The organism is Finegoldia magna (assembly GCF_018371055.1).
Taxonomy (GTDB): domain Bacteria; phylum Bacillota; class Clostridia; order Tissierellales; family Peptoniphilaceae; genus Finegoldia; species Finegoldia magna_I.
This window is the reverse complement of sequence record NZ_JAGYZD010000198.1, coordinates 1-3,171: the sequence shown is the minus strand read 5'-3', so window position 1 is coordinate 3,171 and position 3,171 is coordinate 1. Positions and strand designations below refer to the sequence as shown.

The window sequence follows — 3,171 nt, the reverse complement described above, 5'->3', positions numbered from 1 at the left end:
TCTAGTTAATTCTTCACAACTCTTTAAGTTAAAGCTCATTCTTTTTGACTTTACTCCATCATAATAAAGTGGTGGTTGAACCTCCAAAAAATCATACCTCGAAATAATTTCATCTAATTTCTCATCTGATTCAAATCCAAGTATTGCTTTTATTAATTCTCCATCTTCGTTTCCAGATCCAATTACAAGACCTTCTCTTCTTTTATTCAATTCAGATTTTGGTATTCCGCCTTCTCTGTAAAAATACTTTAAATTAGAAGCAGTAACAAGTTTATATAAGTTTTTCAATCCAATTAAGTTTTGGGCGTATATTGTCGCAGTGTGAGATTCTCTTTTAGAAATACTCCAATCAGAATCCATTTTATTTATATTTATATCAAATTTAACCTCTCTTTTTTCAAGATCTTTAACCATACAAATGAATACTTCTCCCGTTGCTCTTGCATCATCGCAAGCTCTGTGATGGTTGAATAAATTCACGTTGTATTTTTTTGTCAAAGTATCAAGTTTATGATTTTTGAGATGAGGTTCCAATGCCCTTGCGAATGCCAGTGTGTCAATATATGTTCTTACAAGATTTATTCCCAAATCAAGACAATTTTTCTTGATAAATCCCATATCAAAATCTGCATTATGTGCTATTAAAGTGCAGTCACCGACAAACTTTAAAAACTCAGGTAATACTTCGTCTATTTTAGGCATATCTTTTACCATTTCATTTGTTATAGACGTTAATTCTGTTATTTTTTCAGGTATTGGTATTTCAGGGTTAATTAACTGATTAAATTCATCTACAATTTGATTACCCACAATCTTTACGGCACCAATTTCCGTAATTTTTTCTGTTGCATTTGATAATCCAGTAGTTTCGATATCAAAAACTACAAATTCTTGCAAATTCATAGAATTATAAGGATTTGTTATTATTCTGAAATCATCTTCTATTATTTTTGCTTCCATACCAAAGAGTGGTTTTAGTCCATTTTTGCTACAAGCATCATACAATTGTGGATAACCTTGAACTACAGATTTATCTGTTAAACCTAGCGCTGTATGTCCCCATTTTTTTAGAGTTTTACAGCATTCATCCAAGTCAATAAATCCATCTAGTTGGCTCATTTGAGAATACATGTGTAATTCGACACGTTTTTTCTCATATTCATCTTTTCTAGATTCTGGTTTCTCAATTTCTTGCATTTGTTTTATAGAGAAAGACTTTCCAGAAGTAAACCTATCAAATTCCAACCTTCCTGTTAATAATAGATAAACTCCAGATTTTAATTTATCACCAAATGCTTCAAATTCTTTTTTCTTCAAAAATTTCTTTGCGAAAACAGCTCCGCTTTCATCCCTTAGATCCAAAGAAATAATAAAACTTTCTCCATCTTTTATGCTTCTGACATCTACATCAATAATTTCAGCTCTGATACAAGTATCGTCTTCATTTTCTATTATTTCTTTAATTTTTATTGGAGACTTGGTTATATCTTTACCACATTTTATTCCCGTTTTTTTAACTTCTTCTTTGTCTTGCTTTGGTGTATCTTTTATTGATTCTGCTATTTTTTCTCTAATTGAATTATCATACTCAATAAGATTTTGTCTATAATCATCATTATCCTTTAACTCAACAATTTCAGATTTGACAGAATAACTTAAATTATATGTCTTATTTATTAATTTTGTTAACTCATTATCCTTTTTATCTGATATAAACTTATCCCTTATTTGCTCAAAATTAAAAATAATTGTAATTTCTGATTCGTCTATATTCGAACTTTCAAAATCAATACAAGAAGAATATTCACAAAAATCACTTGTTTTTAAAATTTTAATTAAAGATTCTTTTGAAAAATTGATTTTTGAATCTTCATACTCTGTAAAATCAATATTAATTTTTGCTATAAAATTTAATAAGTCTTTTTGTATAAATTCAGCCAAGTTGTCTTTACTCTCATCTTTTTGAATGTTTATCAAACAATCTAACTCATCATTGTCTTTATTATAAGTCAATTTATCAATATAAATTGGGTATTTTGAATCATATTTTAGTCCGATTTTCTTTAATACATCGTTGAATAATAAATGCATTTATAACCTCTCTATCTCTTCGATTAATACATCTAATAATTCTTCTTCCTTAACTTTTCGTACAATTTCCCCTTTTTTAAATATTAAGCCTACTCCATTTCCTCCTGCTATACCAATATCAGCTTCTTTTGCTTCTCCTGGTCCATTTACAACGCAACCCATAATAGCAACTTTAATGTGTTTATCTATTTTATCCAAATTTTTTTCAGCTTCATTCACTAGACTTATCAAATCAATCTTGGTTCTAGCACATGTTGGACATGAAATTATTTCAATTCCTTCATTTAATAAACCCAAACTCATTAAAATTTGTCTTCCTACAATGATTTCTTCTTTAGGATCACCGGTTAAAGAAACTCTGATAGTATCTCCAATTCCTTTTGACAAAATACTTCCTATTCCTACACTGGATTTGATAATTCCTTTAGTAGAAGGACCTGCTTCTGTTATACCGACATGTAGAGGATAATTACATAACTCTGACATTTTTTCATAAGCTTTTATTGACATATTAACATTAGAAGATTTTAATGATAACTTGATATCGTCAAATCCCATATCTTCTATCATTCTTATTTGATCAAGGCAGCTATAACATATTGAATCCACATTTACTCCATGATATTTGTCAATGAATTTTTGATTGACAGATCCACTATTTACTCCAATTCTCATGGAAATTTTATGATATTTGCAACAATCTACGATTTCTTTGACTCTATCTATTCCACCAATATTCCCAGGATTAATTCTAATACAATCGCACCCGTTTTCAATTGCAGCTATTGCTAATTTGTGATGAAATTGAATATCAGCAACGAATGGTATATTTGTCATGCTTTTTATAATTGGTATCGCCTTCGCATCTTCTAAGTCATTAATTGCACTTCTGGAAATATCACATCCTACAGATTCAAATTCTTTAATTTGTTTTACAGTACTTTCTATATCTTTTGTATCTGTATTAGTCATGGATTGAACTGTAACTCTTGCTCCATTTCCAACAGCAACATTTCCTACATAAATTCTTTTTGTATCTTCTCTTTTCATTACTTCACCTTTCAAATTTAAAAAGGCCCA

At 29.3% G+C, this 3,171-nt stretch carries 2 protein-coding genes; both read right to left on the bottom strand.

The window, feature by feature from the left end:
- Positions 1-2,091, bottom strand: a 2,091-nt coding sequence (locus tag KHW44_RS07835; protein WP_304068079.1) for an exonuclease domain-containing protein, incomplete at its 3' end; no start/stop codon positions are given.
- Entirely contained in the window at positions 2,092-3,141 is a 1,050-nt protein-coding gene (gene ispG, locus KHW44_RS07830) for a flavodoxin-dependent (E)-4-hydroxy-3-methylbut-2-enyl-diphosphate synthase (protein WP_304068076.1), read from the bottom strand.
- Positions 3,142-3,171 lie beyond the last annotated feature (30 nt).